Origin of the sequence: Bradyrhizobium sp. YCK136 (assembly GCF_044570075.1) — a bacterium.
GTDB classification, from domain to species: domain Bacteria; phylum Pseudomonadota; class Alphaproteobacteria; order Rhizobiales; family Xanthobacteraceae; genus Bradyrhizobium; species Bradyrhizobium diazoefficiens.
The window spans coordinates 4548588-4564793 of sequence record NZ_CP172424.1; the positions used below are offsets into that span (position 1 = coordinate 4548588).

The 16206-nt window shown below is 61.8% G+C and carries 30 protein-coding genes and 1 tRNA gene; 8 read left to right on the top strand and 23 right to left on the bottom strand.

Going from position 1 to position 16206, the window contains the following annotated elements:
* Nucleotides 1-150 precede the first annotated feature (150 nt).
* The 3 genes from ACFLEY_RS21885 (at nucleotide 151) to ACFLEY_RS21895 (ending at nucleotide 1276) form a co-directional block, all read left to right on the top strand.
* Nucleotides 151-288: a hypothetical protein gene (locus tag ACFLEY_RS21885; RefSeq protein WP_171901269.1), complete on the top strand. Its 138-nt coding sequence runs from the start codon at nucleotides 151-153 to the stop codon at nucleotides 286-288.
* A gap of 192 nt (nucleotides 289-480) precedes the next feature.
* Nucleotides 481-756 carry a hypothetical protein gene (locus tag ACFLEY_RS21890; protein ID WP_129557580.1) on the top strand — a complete coding sequence of 92 codons (276 nt, stop codon included), beginning with the start codon at nucleotides 481-483 and terminating at the stop codon, nucleotides 754-756.
* Between the two features lie 322 nt (nucleotides 757-1078).
* Nucleotides 1079-1276 carry a hypothetical protein gene (locus ACFLEY_RS21895; protein ID WP_011087178.1) on the top strand — a complete coding sequence of 66 codons (198 nt, stop codon included), beginning with the start codon at nucleotides 1079-1081 and terminating at the stop codon, nucleotides 1274-1276.
* Here ACFLEY_RS21895 and ACFLEY_RS21900 read toward each other — a convergent pair.
* Together ACFLEY_RS21900 and ACFLEY_RS21905 are read right to left on the bottom strand one after the other, a co-directional pair.
* The gene (locus tag ACFLEY_RS21900) at nucleotides 1273-1407 is read right to left on the bottom strand and encodes a hypothetical protein (RefSeq protein ID WP_396604797.1); all 135 of its coding nucleotides are present in this window, start codon (nucleotides 1405-1407) and stop codon (nucleotides 1273-1275) included. The two genes, ACFLEY_RS21895 and ACFLEY_RS21900, sit on opposite strands and share 4 nt — an antisense overlap.
* A 94-nt stretch (nucleotides 1408-1501) precedes the next feature.
* A complete protein-coding gene (locus ACFLEY_RS21905) occupies nucleotides 1502-1900 on the bottom strand; it encodes a hypothetical protein (RefSeq protein ID WP_231166471.1) in 399 nt (132 codons plus the stop codon).
* Between the two features lie 111 nt (nucleotides 1901-2011).
* On the opposite strand from ACFLEY_RS21905, the gene ACFLEY_RS21910 reads away from it, so the two are divergent.
* A complete protein-coding gene (locus ACFLEY_RS21910; protein ID WP_060911939.1) occupies nucleotides 2012-2302 on the top strand; it encodes a hypothetical protein in 291 nt (96 codons plus the stop codon).
* Nucleotides 2303-2371: 69 nt separating this feature from the next.
* On the opposite strand, the gene ACFLEY_RS21915 is transcribed toward ACFLEY_RS21910, so the two are convergent.
* A complete protein-coding gene (locus ACFLEY_RS21915) occupies nucleotides 2372-2536 on the bottom strand; it encodes a hypothetical protein (RefSeq protein ID WP_164933808.1) in 165 nt (54 codons plus the stop codon).
* A 289-nt stretch (nucleotides 2537-2825) separates the two neighbouring features.
* On the opposite strand from ACFLEY_RS21915, the gene ACFLEY_RS21920 reads away from it, so the two are divergent.
* From ACFLEY_RS21920 to ACFLEY_RS21935, 4 genes are all read left to right on the top strand, one after another.
* Nucleotides 2826-3584, top strand: a complete 759-nt coding sequence (locus ACFLEY_RS21920; RefSeq protein ID WP_028171327.1) for an NAD-dependent protein deacetylase — start codon at nucleotides 2826-2828, stop codon at nucleotides 3582-3584.
* Between the two features lie 198 nt (nucleotides 3585-3782).
* Entirely contained in the window at nucleotides 3783-4442 is a 660-nt protein-coding gene (locus ACFLEY_RS21925; protein ID WP_027542689.1) for a cold-shock protein, read from the top strand.
* A gap of 124 nt (nucleotides 4443-4566) precedes the next feature.
* Nucleotides 4567-5052, top strand: a complete 486-nt coding sequence (locus tag ACFLEY_RS21930) for a DUF192 domain-containing protein (RefSeq protein WP_011087183.1) — start codon at nucleotides 4567-4569, stop codon at nucleotides 5050-5052.
* 94 nt (nucleotides 5053-5146) lie between these two features.
* Nucleotides 5147-5223: transfer RNA gene (locus ACFLEY_RS21935), tRNA-Pro, on the top strand.
* A 142-nt stretch (nucleotides 5224-5365) separates the two neighbouring features.
* On the opposite strand, the gene ACFLEY_RS21940 is transcribed toward ACFLEY_RS21935, so the two are convergent.
* From ACFLEY_RS21940 to ACFLEY_RS22035, 20 genes are all read right to left on the bottom strand, one after another.
* Complete coding sequence (locus ACFLEY_RS21940; RefSeq protein ID WP_060911940.1) at nucleotides 5366-5602, bottom strand: AlpA family transcriptional regulator; 237 nt, start codon at nucleotides 5600-5602, stop codon at nucleotides 5366-5368.
* Nucleotides 5603-5606: 4 nt separating this feature from the next.
* On the bottom strand, nucleotides 5607-5789 hold the full coding sequence (locus ACFLEY_RS21945; protein ID WP_129557581.1) for a hypothetical protein: 183 nt from the start codon (nucleotides 5787-5789) through the stop codon (nucleotides 5607-5609).
* On the bottom strand, nucleotides 5786-6106 hold the full coding sequence (locus ACFLEY_RS21950) for a hypothetical protein (RefSeq protein WP_396604798.1): 321 nt from the start codon (nucleotides 6104-6106) through the stop codon (nucleotides 5786-5788). Before ACFLEY_RS21950 ends, ACFLEY_RS21945 begins: the two co-directional genes overlap by 4 nt.
* Nucleotides 6103-7077 (bottom strand): hypothetical protein, encoded by a 975-nt coding sequence (locus tag ACFLEY_RS21955; protein ID WP_396604799.1) that lies wholly within the window; start codon nucleotides 7075-7077, stop codon nucleotides 6103-6105. Before ACFLEY_RS21955 ends, ACFLEY_RS21950 begins: the two co-directional genes overlap by 4 nt.
* A gap of 23 nt (nucleotides 7078-7100) precedes the next feature.
* Nucleotides 7101-7277 (bottom strand): hypothetical protein, encoded by a 177-nt coding sequence (locus tag ACFLEY_RS21960; RefSeq protein ID WP_396604800.1) that lies wholly within the window; start codon nucleotides 7275-7277, stop codon nucleotides 7101-7103.
* Complete coding sequence (locus ACFLEY_RS21965; protein WP_396604801.1) at nucleotides 7274-7756, bottom strand: hypothetical protein; 483 nt, start codon at nucleotides 7754-7756, stop codon at nucleotides 7274-7276. The genes ACFLEY_RS21960 and ACFLEY_RS21965 overlap by 4 nt, the downstream gene beginning before the upstream one ends.
* A 75-nt stretch (nucleotides 7757-7831) precedes the next feature.
* Nucleotides 7832-8713 (bottom strand): TAXI family TRAP transporter solute-binding subunit, encoded by an 882-nt coding sequence (locus ACFLEY_RS21970; RefSeq protein ID WP_396604802.1) that lies wholly within the window; start codon nucleotides 8711-8713, stop codon nucleotides 7832-7834.
* Between the two features lie 233 nt (nucleotides 8714-8946).
* Nucleotides 8947-9366 carry a hypothetical protein gene (locus ACFLEY_RS21975; RefSeq protein WP_396604803.1) on the bottom strand — a complete coding sequence of 140 codons (420 nt, stop codon included), beginning with the start codon at nucleotides 9364-9366 and terminating at the stop codon, nucleotides 8947-8949.
* Nucleotides 9363-9581, bottom strand: coding sequence for a hypothetical protein (locus tag ACFLEY_RS21980; RefSeq protein WP_060911947.1), 219 nt, complete (start codon nucleotides 9579-9581; stop codon nucleotides 9363-9365). The genes ACFLEY_RS21975 and ACFLEY_RS21980 overlap by 4 nt, the downstream gene beginning before the upstream one ends.
* The gene (locus ACFLEY_RS21985; RefSeq protein ID WP_396604804.1) at nucleotides 9578-9907 is read right to left on the bottom strand and encodes a hypothetical protein; all 330 of its coding nucleotides are present in this window, start codon (nucleotides 9905-9907) and stop codon (nucleotides 9578-9580) included. Before ACFLEY_RS21985 ends, ACFLEY_RS21980 begins: the two co-directional genes overlap by 4 nt.
* Complete coding sequence (locus ACFLEY_RS21990; RefSeq protein WP_396604805.1) at nucleotides 9908-11548, bottom strand: ribonucleoside-diphosphate reductase subunit alpha; 1641 nt, start codon at nucleotides 11546-11548, stop codon at nucleotides 9908-9910. It lies immediately after the preceding gene.
* On the bottom strand, nucleotides 11548-12519 hold the full coding sequence (locus ACFLEY_RS21995; protein WP_060911950.1) for a ribonucleotide-diphosphate reductase subunit beta: 972 nt from the start codon (nucleotides 12517-12519) through the stop codon (nucleotides 11548-11550). The genes ACFLEY_RS21990 and ACFLEY_RS21995 overlap by 1 nt, the downstream gene beginning before the upstream one ends.
* A gap of 77 nt (nucleotides 12520-12596) precedes the next feature.
* A complete protein-coding gene (locus ACFLEY_RS22000) occupies nucleotides 12597-12935 on the bottom strand; it encodes a hypothetical protein (RefSeq protein WP_264623217.1) in 339 nt (112 codons plus the stop codon).
* Nucleotides 12936-13135: 200 nt separating this feature from the next.
* Nucleotides 13136-13582: a hypothetical protein gene (locus tag ACFLEY_RS22005; RefSeq protein WP_396604806.1), complete on the bottom strand. Its 447-nt coding sequence runs from the start codon at nucleotides 13580-13582 to the stop codon at nucleotides 13136-13138.
* A gap of 286 nt (nucleotides 13583-13868) precedes the next feature.
* The gene (locus ACFLEY_RS22010) at nucleotides 13869-14306 is read right to left on the bottom strand and encodes a hypothetical protein (protein ID WP_253623355.1); all 438 of its coding nucleotides are present in this window, start codon (nucleotides 14304-14306) and stop codon (nucleotides 13869-13871) included.
* The gene (locus tag ACFLEY_RS22015; RefSeq protein WP_396604807.1) at nucleotides 14275-14523 is read right to left on the bottom strand and encodes a hypothetical protein; all 249 of its coding nucleotides are present in this window, start codon (nucleotides 14521-14523) and stop codon (nucleotides 14275-14277) included. Before ACFLEY_RS22015 ends, ACFLEY_RS22010 begins: the two co-directional genes overlap by 32 nt.
* Complete coding sequence (locus ACFLEY_RS22020) at nucleotides 14520-14807, bottom strand: hypothetical protein (protein WP_253623357.1); 288 nt, start codon at nucleotides 14805-14807, stop codon at nucleotides 14520-14522. The genes ACFLEY_RS22015 and ACFLEY_RS22020 overlap by 4 nt, the downstream gene beginning before the upstream one ends.
* Before the next feature lie 324 nt (nucleotides 14808-15131).
* A complete protein-coding gene (locus ACFLEY_RS22025) occupies nucleotides 15132-15263 on the bottom strand; it encodes a hypothetical protein (RefSeq protein WP_396604808.1) in 132 nt (43 codons plus the stop codon).
* On the bottom strand, nucleotides 15263-15664 hold the full coding sequence (locus ACFLEY_RS22030; protein WP_396604809.1) for a hypothetical protein: 402 nt from the start codon (nucleotides 15662-15664) through the stop codon (nucleotides 15263-15265). Before ACFLEY_RS22030 ends, ACFLEY_RS22025 begins: the two co-directional genes overlap by 1 nt.
* Nucleotides 15664-16131, bottom strand: coding sequence for a hypothetical protein (locus tag ACFLEY_RS22035; RefSeq protein WP_396604810.1), 468 nt, complete (start codon nucleotides 16129-16131; stop codon nucleotides 15664-15666). Before ACFLEY_RS22035 ends, ACFLEY_RS22030 begins: the two co-directional genes overlap by 1 nt.
* Nucleotides 16132-16206 lie beyond the last annotated feature (75 nt).

Consider the following 16206-nt stretch of genomic DNA (forward strand, 5'->3'; position numbering starts at 1 on the left):
GGCGCTGAAATCCCCAGCCTCGATGGGTCTTTGCGGCGCCCAAAAGGTTCAAGACGATGGGCGTGGGAAATCGCGCGAGAGGGCTGGACTTTTTGTTCTCATTTTGTTCCTATGGGCCATCATCTTTTGGAATCCTTTGGGAGGTGACTCATGACCGTCGAAAAACAGCGCGAAGTGATCAGACTCTGGAACGAGCTCAGGAAGGTCGAGGGGCCGGCCGCAGAAGAACTCCGCATCCAGATTCTCGAATGCTTCTCCGAGAAGGCCAAGGAGAAGCGCGCGGCGTGATGCGCGCGCGGGCGGACGCCGGCCGCGATGGCGCACGAGATCGCCATCGTGGTTGCGGCGGTCTCGATATTTCACCACCGAAGATGTCTGCCGGCGAAGACGTGAGCGCACGCGGTTTCATCGATCGTTAGGAATCGATTCTCGCTTATTTTCCCGACTCCGATTCGTTCTTCGAGAACGAAATGGAGTCGGATGCAGAACAAGTTGCGCGTCCTCGATGTCGATGCGAGCGTGCGTGTCAGAACGAGACAGCCTGAAGTCTCGCACAGTGCCGTTCTCGTCTCCCGCGCAGGAGATGGGCGAGGAGAGAGCGACATGGATGCATGCTGGTTGATCGGGATGTTCGCCGAAATCGCAAAGGTGTTTTGGTCTGACAGGAGTGCAAGGCCATACGCGAGACTGCGCAACGGCGCGCGATCGGTGCCGCAGGTGCTGCCGCTGCGATCGACGCCGGCCGAGACGATGTGACGAGAATCTTCGCGCGCGACACCACCCGTTAAGAGTTGCTCCGCGCCGATTTCTTCGATTCCGATTCGTTCTTCGAGAACGAAATGCAGGTGAAGATGGAACAAAAACGGTCGGCGAGGGGGGCCTGCCTCGGCGATCGCGCGATGCCTCAAGCGGCTCGCCGAGATCCAAACGGCGCTGCGCCAACTCCTAACGAAAGCTTGCGCGGGAAACGATAACCCTATTCGGTTAGGTTAAAAGCCCAATCGCGTTGCGCTTGCCGCGGGTTGGAGTAGGTGTCTGGCAACGACAAGAAACGACTTTGCCAAGAAGCCACTTTGCCATGACACCTTTTTCAGAGCCGTCCTTTTATCAAGGCGACCGCCACACCTACCGGCGCGTTGCGATCGTCGGCACGCTGTTCTGTCTCGCTTTCGTGCTGATCAGTTTTTCGCTGCGGCAGCAAGCCGAGGACACGCGCGTCGCGGTCAAGGCCGACCGGCTGGTGCGCACGGCAGGCCAGGCGCCGCACACCAACTAGCGCTCGTCACTACCGATCCGGTCGTCGGCCGCTGCGCGCGGGCACGAGGTGCCGCGGCTCGCGAGCGCGACGAAGCCGGCATAGCCGGACAGGTTGAGCAAGACTTCGAGCCACACGGGCATGTCGAACATGTCGGACCTCACTTGCGTGAAGACAACCTCAACTTGCATGCGCGGCGCTTGTTCCCGGCTCGCGCAAAAGAGATCCGCCTAGCAAGAAGTCCGCCTAGAGCCTGGAGGAGGGATCGAGCCGCCGGCCGAGGGTCGCGACGGACTCGGAGGAGGGCTGTTCCCTGAGGAACTCGGCGATGGCCCGCGCCAGCTCGCCGTCGCTCATCGGCGTCGGCGGCGGGCGCAGCGCGCCGACACCGAAACTGCGGACGATCTCGTCGTAATGTCGATCGCCGGATCCGGGAACGAGCCGGCGGATCCGGGCAAGCAAAGCGGATATCGGCAATCCTTCCTCCTCGGCCTTCCGCCCCGCTGGCAGCCGTTGTTCTCTGCTGCCCATTTGCTCCCGTGGAACAAAAACCCCGCCAGCATCGCGGAGGATACTGACGGGGCTTTCGTGCTGGGCCTTCACCGGATAGCGGAGGCTTCGCACTTGCAATTCCAACCGCCGCACGGCGATTTCGTTCCGCCTCGCATCGATTTTTTTTGACCGGCTCCGGTTCCGCGCCGCGCGCAACCATCAAACGGCACTCGCGTTGTCACCCCAGACGCGAAGGAGGAGCTCATGAAAAAGACACTGGCAGTTCTGGCCACCGTCGCAGCCGTCGGCGTGACCGCGGTGGCGGCGCCTGCGCCTGCCGAGGCGCGCGGCCGCGGCATCGGCCCGGGCCTCGCGTTCGGTCTTGCCGCCGGCGCGATCACCGCGGGCGCGATCGCGGCGTCCCACCCCTACGGCTATTACGGCCCTGGCTACGGCTATTATGACAGCCCGGGCTACTATTACGGACCTGGCCCGTACGCCTATTATGGCGACGGACCGTATTACTATCGCCGCCACTATTACCGTCACTGGTAACGGCGGGGGTAAGTGAAAAGCCCGGAGCGATGCTCCGGGCTTTTTTCATGCGTGGCGATCAGGCGCGTGCTACGGCCAGAGCGAGGGTCGCTCGACCTTGCGTGCGTTCTCAAGCGTCGACACGAAATACTCTTCGCGCTCGCGCTTGAACTTCTCCTGGGTGGCACGGAAGGCGGCGACACGGGCGGCGATCTCTTCGCGTTCACGGATCTTGCGTTGTTCGTCTTCGGTCATGTCCATCCCCTCTGTTCACACTTGGACGATGTTACTCGGGTTGTTTTTACAGGGTCGTGTTTACGAGTGTCCTCAAGCGCTGCCGCCGCACCGGGCCTTGAGTCGCATAACACATGCATTGGCGCTTCTGATTGGGGCGTCAATGGGGAGGAGGCATTGCAGGATTGTGATATGCGATGGGCGGAAAAAATTGCCGAGCGCGCCTGCGTTCGCAGTTGATAACAGCGTCAACAATCTTGTCGCTTGCGCATCTTGCAGCTAGCGCAAGACCAAAGCGGGAGGCGTGCGATTGATTGCATCGGATCTTCGCAGCGGCGTTGAACGTCTCGGCGACATGATCGCCGAGGCGAAGACCATCGTACCGTTCACCGGTGCCGGCATCTCGACCGAATGCGGCATCCCCGACTTCCGCTCGCCGGGCGGCATCTGGACGCGCAACCGTCCGATCCCGTTCGACGAATTCGTTGCGAGCCAAGAGGCCCGCGACGAATCCTGGCGCCGGCGCTTCGCGATGGAGGAGACCTTCGCGGCGGCAAGGCCCGGCCGCGGCCATCGCGCGCTCGCCTCGCTCTACCGCGCCGGCAAGGTCCCCGCAGTCATCACCCAGAACATCGACAATCTGCACCAGGTCTCGGGCTTCGCGCACGAGCACGTGATTGAACTTCACGGAAATACTACTTATGCGCGATGCGTCGGATGCGGGCAGACCTATCAGCTCGACTGGGTGAAGCGCCGATTCGACCAGGACGGCGCTCCCAACTGCACCGAGTGCGACGAGCCGGTGAAGACCGCCACGATCTCGTTCGGCCAGATGATGCCGGAGGAGGAGATGCAGCGCGCAACCGCGCTGTCGCGCGCCTGCGACCTCTTCATCGCGATCGGTTCCTCGCTCGTGGTGTGGCCGGCAGCGGGCTTTCCGATGATGGCGAAGCGCGCGGGTGCACGTTTGGTGATCATCAATCGCGAGCCGACCGAACAGGACGACATCGCCGACCTCGTCATCCGCCACGACATCGGCGAAACGCTCGGACCCTTTGTCGGCAATTGAGGCGTTAGTTTGATTCGCGGCTGTGCAAGCTGTTCATAGGTTCCGGCGAATCTCTTTTTTGTCTATGCGCCGCAACCGGGAGTGTTATCTTTTGAGTCGAAAGATTCGCGTCGCGTCGAATTGAGAACATTCTCTTAAGACGCTTGATTCGAGCGCCGCCAATGTGGCGGGTTGCATGGCAGTGTGGGGTCCGGGGTTATGGGGTCGTCGGACGGATTTGAGTCCAAAAAGCTTGGAGTTCCCGGACAGGGCACGTCGCCGGGGCGCATGACGCCGGGCGAGCACGGCAGCGGCCGCGAGAGCGGGCTCAGCCCGTTCACCGGCCTTGGCGAGGCCAGCGCCAACCTCGTCGAAGTCCACGGCGTCATCAAATGGTTCGACGCGTCGAAGGGCTACGGCTTCATCGTTCCCGACAATGGCTGGCCGGACGTGCTGCTGCATGTCACCGTGCTTAGACGCGACGGCTTCCAGACCGCGTATGAGGGGGCGCGCATCGTCGTCGAATGCATCCAGCGCGCGAAGGGCTACCAGGCCTTCCGCGTGGTCTCAATGGATGAGTCGACCGCGATCCATCCGGCGCAGATGCTGCCGCCGCGCACCCACGTCACGGTCACCCCGACCAGCGGGCTGGAGCGGGCCCAGGTCAAATGGTTCAACCGGCTGCGCGGCTTCGGCTTCCTGACCTGCGGCGAGGGCACGCCCGACATCTTCGTGCACATGGAGACGCTGCGCCGCTTCGGCATGACCGAATTGCGCCCCGGCCAATATGTCCTGGTCCGCTTCGGGCCTGGTTCCAAGGGCATGATGGCGGCCGAGATCCATCCCGAGACCGGATCGCCCGGACTGCAGTCGCACTAGCGGCGGCAGGATCGCCAATTCCCGCAATCGTGAGCAGAGGCGCGCCGGCTGACCGGCGCGCCTCTGGCTTTTCGGGCGGTCGCCGCGTAGGACTGTTCCATTCCCACGCCCTGAGTGCCATCCCATGAATCTTGATCGAAAGGCTGTCTGGTCCGTTGCGAAGGGCTGGCTTGCCGCCATCCTGCTCATCGCCGGCGTTGTCGTGGCGGGCGGACCTGTCCGAGCCGCGAGCTTCCAGCCGCTCGAGATCGTCACCAAAAGCGGCGTGCAGGTGTTCTCGGTGGAGATGGCAACGACCGAGGAGGAGAAGCAGACCGGCCTGATGTACCGCAAGGAGCTGGCCGACGGCAAAGGCATGCTGTTCGACTTCAATCCCGAGCAGGAAGTGTCGATGTGGATGAAGAATACCTATGTCCCGCTCGACATGATCTTCATCCGCGCCGACGGCCGCATCCTGCGCATTGCCGAGAACACCGAGCCGCTGTCGACCAAGATCATCTCGTCCAAGGGCCCCGCGCGGGCCGTTCTGGAGGTGGTGGCGGGAACGGCGCAGAAATACGGCATCCGCCCCGGCGACCGCGTCGGCCACCCGCTGTTCGGCAGCAAATAGAGCCGTCCGGTAGGGCCTTCCCGGCCTTGCCGGCGCCTTTAGGACGCTTGCTGGCGCTTTGGGAAGCGTGTATCGACAGGGCTCGCTGGACATTCGGGGTATAGCGCAGCCTGGTAGCGCGGCAGTTTTGGGTACTGCAGGTCCGCGGTTCGAATCCGCGTGCCCCGACCAAATCCTTCAACAAAATCAGGCACTTCTGACGCTGGCCAAAAACAGCGTGGAAGCAAATATAGCCTGGGGTCCGCACGGGGTCCGCAATTTTCTTGAGTCGAATCCACAAAAGAAAAAGGCCGGGGATCACCCGGCCTCTTGCTCACGCTGCCTTCGCAGCCGCTTTCTCGACTAGCTGCTTCTGCCATTCGACGATCTCGTCGAGGAAGAAGCCAACGCGCATTGGCGCGATCGGGTAGGACTGAGGGAAGGTGCCTTCCTTCACCTTCCGCTCGATCGTCGATCGGCTCAACGGGATCCGCTTGAGGACCTGGGACATCGAGATCATCGGTCTGATCCCGTCCTCGTTGTCCTGCGTCACTTCGGTCGTCTGGGTCATGGTCTCAGTCTTTCTTCGCGTAGGGGCCGCTCGGCGGTCGCCCGGGTATCCAGTCTGTGGTGATGCCGCTGAAGCTGATCGGCCGGTGTCGCCATGCTCCGCGGGAGGAGGGGTCTCGATAGGCGTCCATCTCGACCTCCCATTGGTCGTCGATAGTGGTCACGTTCATCCAGTGCTCACCGCTCATGGCTTCCTCCCAAACACCGACTCGACGGTGTGCTTCTGCTCCGGCTCGGAGGAGCGGAAGACCTTGATGCCGCCCCTCCGCTTGAAGCCGTTCCTGGTGTGGAAGCTCTGGACGTCGCGAGCCCGGTTGAGCTTCGCGACCATCACCTTAAAGCCTGCCAGTTCTGCATCGTCGGGTCGCTTGAAGGTCTTCGGCTTCCCGTCCGTATCCAGGACCCAAGCCGGGGCATCACCTGGGATCGCGAAGGTCGCCAGGTAACACCCTGGCATCTCCTTGTGCTCGACCGCGGTCGAGTAATAGGCCTGCGCGACCTTCATGCGATCACCTTCTCGATGATCTTCCGGTTCTGGACGAAGCCGACCAGGTTGCCGTGCAGCTCGGGCTGAGCCCAGCGGAACTCACCCGCGTAGTCGGGATCGCTCCAGACGTCCGGTGTGGCCTGATGCTCTGCCGGCGAAGCGTGAAGCGGACGGGCGCCGACCAGGTCGTGGTAGAGCTGCAGGTCCTTGTGGACCAGCGGCTGCTTTCCTTCATGCGTTAGGTACGAGGTGCGGGCACAGCGGGCGACGGAGACCTTCTTCTGGGTCTCCAGATCCAGCCATTCCTTCTCGTAGTCGGTCACGAAGGGGAGGTGCCACTCGCCGGGCTGAAGCGTTTCCGGAACGCTGCCCTCGAACGCACCCTTGATCGCCTTCGCCAGCGCCTCGATCTCCGGCTGGGCATCCTTGTGGTCGCGCAGTTCGAAGAAGTTGTCCCACTCGGTAGCGGTGATTAGGACGTTGATGTGCGCGAACGGCTCCAGCAGTCGGTTGACGATCTGCTTGTGATAGCCGGCGTCATCATAGGCGCGAGCCATCGCGATGGCCTGGTCTCGCTGATGCAACCAAGCCTCTTCGCGTGTGAAGTTGACCTCGATGATCTCCAGGGCGTCGGAGCCATCCTTGTAGCCCGGAACGCGCATCGAGACGGAAGCGTTGTGCTCGGCGCCTGCCTGCATGCCACGCTGGTTCTTGCCCCAGGAGATCGGCATCGCTGTGTCGAACAGGATGTCGTCGATCAACCGCTTGACCGGTATCGCGCGTGAGCTGGATGCATTGCGAGAGAGGTTGCGGTCGTACATCAATCCATCGGCGATCGCTTGAACTACGATTTCTTCGGGTGACGTGCTCAGGATGCGGTGCGTCAGTTCTTCTGCATGGATGAACCGTGGATATCGCGCAAGCACCGTTTTCAGTTCCTTTCCCCACGGCGTGATGCTGTGGAGAATCTTCTTTGCAGAGATGGTCATGCAGTTCCTTCAATTCGATTTCATCACTTGGATTGTTGCGGCGGAACGACGCAGTACCAGCCGCTTCGAGTGTGTTGCGCATGCGATCCTGCGGGACAGGTCGGCTCAGTGGCGTCCGTGAAGATTGCGACGAGCGCCAACAGCAGCACGGCGATGAACGCGAGGACCGCAACCTCGCGCCAGTCATCCAACACGATCATGCTGCCTGCACCCCCGGGATCTGCTGCATCAGGAAAGCGACAGTCGCTTTGAGCTGACGGATCGTGTCGCGCTGCGCCCTGTTCTCCATGAGCTGCTCGGAGTTGTGGGTGATCAGCTCGGTGACGCGGGCAGAGTGAGTCCGCTTCAGATCGATCAGCTCTTCGAGCGCATCGAGCAGGAACGGCATCGTGTTGATGAAGCCGACCATCGCCTTCGCGCGATCGCCGGCATTCGGTGTGTTGCCGGTGAAGGCGTAGACGATGTCGCCAGGTCCCATGACAGCGTGCATCGCCGTCTCTTCCGCCAAGCCGAGATCAGTCCGGCCTTTGGCAAGCGTCTCGCAATAGTCAGCGAGATGCATCTCGTCGGTCTGCTCGCGGGTCGCGCCCCAGAACGGTTCATTGAACAGGGCCAGCAGCTGTCTGGCCTGCGTCGCGAACTCGAGCCTCTTCTCGTCGGTCACTGCTTCGTCGGTCACTTCTCTCTCCTGGAAAATTGCCTAATGAAAAAGGAAACGGCCGCCCCCCGGAGGGGCGACCGTCGTGCCTACCGCTTACTGCGGCTGAGCGAGCTTCGCGATTTCCGGCTTTGCGTTGGCGAAGGCGCGGAGGAGGGCGTCGTACTCACGGTCGTGAGCATCGATCCAGGCGTTGTTGGTGACGAAGACAGCGTCGAGCTGGATCGTGCCGATCGCCTTGGTGCCGTAGACCGTGCCGGACGGCTGGATCGCCGGGTAGGTGCCGGCCGGGATCTCACCGTAGGTGTAGACGTACTGGCCGCGGGCATCCTTCGCACCCTTGGTCATGTCGCGGTCATCGGTGCCGACGAGCACAACGCGGTCACCCAGCTTCTGGGCGTCGACCTTCATGAACGGGCTGTTCAGGGCGGTGACGATCAGGGCGCACTGGACCTGCGAACCGTCAGCGACAGCGGACAGAGCGCGGAGACCCGAGCGGGTGTCGGTGTTCACCTTGCCGTAGCGGGCCTTGTCGGCCATCACGAACGCAGCCCAGGTGGTGTTGGCGCCCGATCCGTCCGGACCGATCGCAACCGTGTGGGACTGGTTCAGGTCGACCATGCGACCGAAGTTGACGTTGCGGTTGCAGATCATGTGAGCCTGCTCCTGGTAGAGGATGCCGGCGCGCTCCAGCGACGAGATCGCCTTGGCGTTGCGAGCCGAGTAGACGAGCAGGGCGTCGGACTGCACGAACGCGCCGTCGCATTCGCCGCTGGTGACCTTGTCCAGGTTGTCGATCGAGCCCTTGGTCTCGACGACCTCGACCTGGGCCGCAGACGACTTGGACTTCAGGATGTGGCCAGCCTTGAAGTAGTTGAGCTGGCTGTTGCCCGTGCAGAGGCGGAACTTCGCGGGCTCCGCTTGGGCTGCGACCGACATCGCCAGGATGGCTGCTGCTGCCAGGATGAGTTTCTTCATGTAGTTCTCCTTTGGTGTTCCAATTGGAACGGGTTGAATTCACGCAAACGCTGGGTCAGAAGAACCAGCGTCGAACCGGGTAGCCCCGGGCTCCTTTGAACACGGCGGAGCAGAGGAGATAGATCCCCAGTCCGTCGAGTAGGTGGTTGGCCAAAAAGACTCCGACCATGGGTTGGCGTTCCTTATTTGCTGCGCACGATTTGCATTCGAGCAAATCAAAAGTCAAGAAGTTGTCAGTATTTTTTGCCGCCCTTCTTCACCCTGTTTTCGGCCTTATGGTCCGGCCGCGTTGCGTTGTAGAGCAGCTTTGCCTTGGCTGCGGAGCCGACCTTGGCCGACACAGCGCCGGCCAGATCGCCGATCCGGATGATGGCATCGCCCAGCTCAGTGGCGAAGGCGGGGAACTGCGGCAGGTGATCATCCATGGCGTCCTTGCGGTCGCCCTCCATGGCCTCGCAGATCTCGCTGACGGTCAGCAACAGCTTCGTCGGCACGATCAGCGGGTTCTTCCGCAGGTCCTCGCCGGTCCTTGGGTCGATCCACCAGTGCTTGGCGAGGCGGTGGGACACGTCGACGATGGTGTCGACGGCCTTCTCGAAGGCGTCGAGGTCGGCGAGGGTGACGCCGTTGGGGAGGTTCACAGCCGCGGTCATGCGATCACCTCACCCTTCCAGCGCAGAACGCAGCCCTGCTCGCCGGGAGCGGGGACGCAGTGCGCGATGCCCTCAGCGTCGATGACGCGGTGCGTGGTGCCGCCAGCACGGAACATTACCTTCTGCGGATTGGTGATCCGATAGACGCGGCCGGCGAAGTCGTATTCCCGCCATTCCTCGATGCCTCTCAGATTGTATTCTTTCAGGTCGCTCACTCAGGTCTCCTAAATCGAAATTCGTCGGCGAGGTCTTCGAACATCCGGACAACCTCCTTTTGGTTACGACCCGACACGTCGTTCCAGTCGAACGGATGCTTCTGCACTTGCCCCTTGATTAGGGGCACGAAGCGCGCGTACGCGCTTCGATCCTCTTCGCCAGCAGCTCGGCGGATGGCTCCCTCGATATCGAAGGATCGCGCCTCCTTGCTGAACACGGGGACCGGCTTACCCTGCCGGTCCCGCGCGCATGTCTTCTGCGTCCACCTTCCGGGCTTGGAGAACAGCAGAAGGCAACGCTCCACGATCTCCAGCTCGGTGAACAACTACGCCTCGCAGGAGACGCAGGAGAGCAGGTTGCGGACGTATTCCTGTGCCGGGTTGGTCGAGCGCTGGTAGTAGAGCGTCTTCACGCCCAGCTCCCATGCGCTGATCATCAGCTGGTTCACGTCGCGCAGCGGTGTATCCGGATGGATCTTCAGGTTCAGAGACTGGCTCTGATCGATGAAGTTCTGCCGGCCGGCGGCCTGGACGATGATCTCGTGCTGCGAGATTTCGCCGAAGGTCTTGAACACCGCCCGCTCGTTGTCGGTCAGGAAGTCCAGGTGCTGGACCGACCCGCCCTTGAGCAGGATGCTGCGCCAGGTGTCCTCGTCATCCTTGGCGTGATCGGCCAAGACCTTCTGCAGGTAGGGGTTCCGATAGGTGAACTTGCCCTTCTGCAGATCCTTGACGAAGTAGTTGCTGTCGAGCGGCTCGATCGACGGCGACACCTGGCCCAGGATGAACGACGACGACGTGGTCGGCGCGATTGACATCAGCGTGACATGGCGCCGGCCGTAGCCCTTCAGCAGGTCGGGCTCACCGTACTCCTTCGCCATGCGCTGGCTGGCTTCCAGCGTCTCGCCCTGCATGAACGAGTGGATGCTGGTGTTCAGCAGCTTGGCCTGCATGGACTCGAACGGGATCATGTTCGACTGCAGGTAGGAGTGCCAGCCGAGCGAACCGATGCCGATGGCGCGCTGCCTGATAGCGAAGTTGCGCGCCGTCTGCATCAGCGGGACGTCTTCGGTCTTCTCGATGTACTCGCTCATGACCGCGTCGAGGAAATAGACCAGCGTCTGAGCGACGTCGGTCTTCTTCCACTCGTCGAACCAGAGCAGGTTCATCGAGGCGAGGTTGCAGACGAAGGACTCCTCCGCCGACGAGGCGAGGGCGATCTCCGAGCAGAGGTTGCTCGAATGGATCTTCATCCCATAGTTCCGATAGACCTCGGGCGCACCGTTGTTCACGGTGTCGGTCCAGAAGATGTACGGGTAGCCCGTCTCGAAGCGCTTCTGCAGGATGCGCATCCAGAGCTTCCGCTTCTCCTGGTCGCCGGCCACCATGGCTTTCATCCAGGCGTCGGAGATGCACACGCCCAGCGACAGGCGCTGGATCGGCGAGCCTTCCTCGCGGCAGTCGAGGAACTCATGGATATCAGGGTGTTCGACCGGCAGGTACACGGCGCAGGATCCACGGCGGACCGTGGACTGGCTGATGATGTTGGTCGTGGTCTCCAGCATCTCCATGAAGTGGATCGGGCCGAACGAGGCCCCGCCGCCGCGGATCGGTGCGCCACGGGGACGCAGGGCGCCCAGGAACGCGCTGGTGCCGGCGCCGAACTTGGTTTGCATCCCGATCTCGGCCGTCTTGAGCAGGATGCTCTCGGTCGTGTCCTCGAAGTAGGAGTTGTTGCAGGAGATCGGCAGGCCGCGATCGGTGCCGAAGTTCGACCAGACCGGGCTCGACAGGGAGATGTACCCCGCGTGCATGTAGTCCTCGAACTTCTTGGCGAAGCCGGTCATGCCGAGGATGGTCTCTGCGGTGTCGGCGATTTCACGGATGCGCTGCTCGGCCGACTGACCGGGTTGCAGGTATCCGCGCTCCAGGAAGGTCCTGGAGTCGTCGTTGAGCCATCTGTGCATCAGAAAAGGTCCTCGGTGGTGTAGACCCGGTTCTTCTTGGCGTAATCGACCGGGCGCTTGTGGAAGAAGTCGACGATGTTGTTCCCGTAGGACTCTTCATCCATCCACCGGGTGGTCTCGGCGATGGACTTGTCGACGACGAAGGGGACTGCAAAGCCGATGGCATGCAGCGAGTCGTTCAGGCGGTTCTGGACGAAGCCGTGCAGGATCTCGGCGGAGATCTTGCTGTCGTTGTAGTCGCCGATCATCCAGGTGATCAGGTCCTTCTCGGCCTGATAGGCGACCTTGGACTCTTCGAGGACGCGGGCTTCGAGATCGGCGTCGAACAGCTCCGGATACTCCTCGCGCAGTGTGTGGATCAGCTTGATGCCAACCTGGGCATGAAGCATCTCCTCGTTGCGGGTGTATTGGACCTGCTGGGCGGTGTCCTTTAGGACGTTCTTGAAGCGGTTGAACCAGAGCACGACGTAGAACTGGCTGAACAGCGACACGTTCTCCACGAAGAGCGTGAAGAGGATGATAGCGTAGACGAACTGCTTCTTGTCGTCGGTGTAGACCCGATCGAGATACTTCCGCAGATAGTCGACGCGGTTGCGAACCACCGGCTCCTTGAGGTTCTGCTCGAACACGTCGCCGAGGCGCAGCGTCTCCAGAAGCTTCTCGTAGGCGAGGTTGTGAGTGACCTCGGTCGCCGCCATCCAGTATCCGAGATCGGACATGGACGGATGGGGGAAGTTGTTGCCGAGCTGCGCCCAGAAGCGCTTCACGGCGATCTCGACCTGACCGATGGCGGAGAGGGTGCGAACGATGACCTGCCGCTCCTGGTCGGTCAGCTCTGTCTTGAACTGGCCGTAGTCGGCTTTGAAGTCGAACTCGTTTGGCGTCCAGAAGCCGGCCCAGATCCTGTCAATGAACTCCTGGGTCCAAGGATACAGGTTCGGCTTTCTGGCGATCTGCTCTTCGAACAGCATTATTATTGGGCCTCTTACATTTTGGGTGAGCAGGGGGACGCCACGGAGATCGGAGTCTCCGTGGGTCCAGGGCGGTCTCAGCCGCCGCGCTTCTTGGAGCGGTAGGGGTAGGTCTTCGAAGTCGAGATCGGCGTCTCGCGCTTGACCGGAACGAACTTCACGGGCTGCGCGCCGAGCTGCTTCAGGATGTCCTTGATCTGATCGCCATCGGTGTGGGGATCGAGCACCGCGAGCTGCGCGACGAGGCCGGCCACCTTCGAACGCTCAGCAGGGAGCAGGCGGCGCGAGGCATGCACGACGGTCCCGGCGGTCTCGTAGGTGTGCTTGCGCTTCGGCGGGGGCGGATTGTTGCGGCGGGCGAGCAGGAAGTGGAACGCCTTCAGCATTCCCATGTGGGTGTCGTCGACTGATCTCATCTAGTCTCTCCTCTTTGAATTCATGCAAACGTCAGGGCAAGGATCGAATGACTCTTCGGATCTGTTGCCGAGTGAAGTTGTTGGCGTATGGGGTTCTCGGGGACGCTGCGAAGGGCACGGAAAACCACTTGCCCTTGACCAGGAAGCGAACCCTGTGGTGTCTCTTGTCATGGGCGAGTTCGAACGCTTCGATCTCCCCACTATCCTTCAGCTTCTGGACCTCCTTCTTCACCTCTCGAACGTGGGCTTCCATTCTTCCCCCTCTTCGGAAATGGCCGTGATGGCCACTTCTTCTTCGGGCGCTTCGGCTGCGCAGGCTCCGGTGCATCCGGATCGACCTTCGCCAGCATCTTGCGCCGGAATTCCTCGGTTGATTTCGCGATGCGCTTCGTCCGCGCGATCTCAGTGACGTCACCGCGCGTCAGCTCGTCCTTCGAGCCGAAGGTTTTCTGCGCATGACAGTCGGCGTGTTTTGCCTGGATGAACTCGGGATCGTTCGCCCTCGGAGTCGTGTCCTTGGCTTCAGCGTCCCAGCAGCGCAGCTGCAGCGCGGGGACGTGGTCGAATTGCGTGTCGTCGAGCTTGCCCAGCCGCTTGCCGCATTTGGTGCAGAGGCTGTGCTGTCTAATGACAACCTCCAGCTTCACGGTGACCGGGATGGCCTTCCGGAAGCCTGGAGGTGGGGCGAGATCGAGGACTGTTTGCATGCCCGCTGTCTATTTGCATTCAAGCAAACCGTCAAGAAAAGGTGCTACGGTTCGGGGAGCGGAAGCGGCACTCTCCCGAGGGCGCCGTCAGGTGTCGGAAGGCCGGGCTTCCACCCGTCATCGCGGGCGCAGCCGTAGCTCTTCGGGCATCCCTCCGGAGGGCAGAACTTGCTGCTGTCGTGGATGCAACGCCAGCTCGCCCATTCGTCAAGGCCGACCTCAGCCATCAGTCCAGCTCAGGGTCGACGTAGAACCGCCATTCGAGGCCTTCGCGGTGCCACTGGCCGGCGCAGACCGCGATCGCCTTGTGCTCGGCGTTGAAGTCGTTGTCGTTGTCGTGATCCTCGTCGCCGATCAGATCGCGCAACTCCCGCGTCGTGATCAGCGTGCTGGTCCAGTGCAGCTCGTGCTTCTGGTCCCCGTGGAGGAGAATGATCTTGGCGTGATCGGTCAGGTTTTGCTCGGCCGCCGAGATGGCATGACGCAGGTCAGCCAGCTCCGAGAGGAGGTGAGCGGCATTGTTCTGCCCGCCGGCAGGGTGATAGCTCTGGATGCCAAATCTCTCGACCTTCCCGATCGCCTGGAGGGTCTCGCCGGCCTCCTCGACGATTCTGCTGATCTGGCCGGGGAGATCATCGTTGGCGGGGAGTAGCTTGGGGTTCATCGCGCTGTTTCCTTGGGAAGAGGATGTCGAAAAGGTTCTGCAGCCGGCGGACTTCGTTCTCGTCGATGAAGACGCCTTGCATGGTGGAGCCGGACTCGAGCCAGAGCGAGACGCCCTGGCGGTAGGGTTCGCCGCGGTTGTCGTAGGACACCCGCAGCTTCTCCCCGTCCTCGCCGTCGAAGGTGACGGTCTGTTCGTGCTTCAGGATGCGTTTCACGCCTTGATCTCGATCTTCAGCTTGTCGCCCAGGATCTCGTCGACCTGCTTCTTGACGTAGGCGGACACGCACTTGCCAACCTGATCCTCGATCATCTTCCTGATGCGGTCGGCGCTGTACCGACCGTAGACGACCTTGCTGATGGCGCGGAGGATGTAGCCCTCGACCTCTTCGAGATCGCGGAAGCGCCGGTTGGTGACGCCCGTGATCTCAGCTTCGACCTGGTTGTGGATCGCCTCCCGGCTCAGCCCCATCTCGTTGAACAGGATGTTTCGGACCGCCATGTGGATCGCTCGGTGGGAGGGGCGCTGTTCCGTCGTTGGTGTCGATTGCGAAGTCATTTCGATCCTCATAGATGGCTTTGACGATGCCGGCTCCGACGAACCAGGCGATGAGCCTCAGGGCAGGGAGGCGGCGGATACGGGTGCCGTCAGGCTTGACCTGGAAGATCTCCCCGCGGGGAAACTTCGGAGGCGCCTTCCAGCCCTTCGGCGTGGTCATCAGCACGCCCGCGTCCTCAGCGGGCATGCCGTTCTGCTTGTAGAAGTTGATGCTCTCGACGCACTGTCTGACGACATCGAGATACGGAGCATTGCTCTTACCCGGCATCAGGCGAACTCCGGGTCGTGATAGGTGCCGGGCACGATCCAATCGCCGTGCGACGGACACGCTTCCAGCTTGACGATGTAGGTGACGAAACAACCTTCCCAATCGCCAATGCGCGGCCAGTAGTACTGCATCACGCAACCTCCGGAACCAGCTTGTGCAGCTCTTCCTTGACCCGCTCGATCACGCGGAAGGAGAGGTTGTCCGGATATCGGGGGTCGGTGATGATACCGTCCTCGATCTGGACGTCGTCCTCGAGCCCGAAGGCGGTGTGCGGATTGTCCGCATGCCACATCCCGTAGAAGTTCCTGATGCCCATTGCGGCGAACATCAGGCAGCCGGCGTGCTCGGGCAGAGCCTTGAGCGTGACGGCGCTGGCGTGCAGCGGAAAGCCCCAGCTCTTGGGGTCGAGCCAGCGCTCGATGGCCACCGGATCGGCGGAGACGCGCGCCAAGACGTCGGCGACGACACCGTCCTCGTCGAGATAGTGGCCGATGAATTTGATGTCGTTGGGTTCGTGGTCGATCAGGTCCATTAGGCGGCTTCCTTGAAGTTGGCTTCAGCCCGGGCCTCGTCGAGCAGCTCGTCGATGTCGACTCCCGGGATGATGTGGGTGCTGATGATGTTCACGGCTCCGTCGAAGTAGGCCTTGAACGTCTCCTCTTTCATCGCGTCGTACGCGGTGGACGAGGGGACCATGATGATCTCGCCGGTCGTGGTCATGATCGGCTCAGTGACGCCGCAGCCAAGGAGAAGCGTCTTGTGGAGGCTGTCCTCGCTGACGAACATGTCGGTGTTCTTCACGACCTGCCGGAGCAGGACGCGGTACAGCCGGTGACGCGGCTGGCTGCGCTGCTGGGCCACATTGACCCGCAGCACCTTGTTGAAGGGCATCTGCTCGAACGCCTCGCGGTCGTAGTTCGCGTAGGGTTGCAGAAGCCCGTCCTCGTTCTTGATGACGTAGATCCAAGGGTTGTTGGACTTGCTGTTGGCCTTGCTCATGCTCTGGTCATCGGTTCAAATAGCCGCTCGGCGACGTGGCGCCCGCGCTCTTCTCTGTTTCGGTTGCGGTTGAGG